General features: G+C 65.3%; 1 pseudogene. It reads left to right on the top strand.

The features are described from left to right. A pseudogene (locus SB786_RS36680) lies at positions 1–262 on the top strand (Na+/H+ antiporter); the annotation flags it as partial.

Below are 262 nucleotides of genomic sequence, written 5' to 3' on the forward strand. Positions count from 1 at the left end.
TGATCGAGTTCGTCTTCAACGGCATGGTGTTCATTCTGCTGGGGCTGCAGTTCCCGCACATTCTCGGCCGCGCATTGCTCGACGCGCATCAGACGATCGACGCGCAAGTGGGACGCCTGATCGGCTACATCGCGGTCGTCGCCGTGGCGCTGTATGCGTTGCGCTTTACGTGGGTGTGGCTGCTGCGCTGGTTTTCGAGCCGCGGCGCAGCGCGGCATGGCCTCGTCAACGCGGTGCCGGGGCTGCGCACCGTGGCGGTTAC

Source organism: Burkholderia sp. SIMBA_062, from assembly GCF_046534765.1.
GTDB lineage: Bacteria > Pseudomonadota > Gammaproteobacteria > Burkholderiales > Burkholderiaceae > Burkholderia > Burkholderia ambifaria.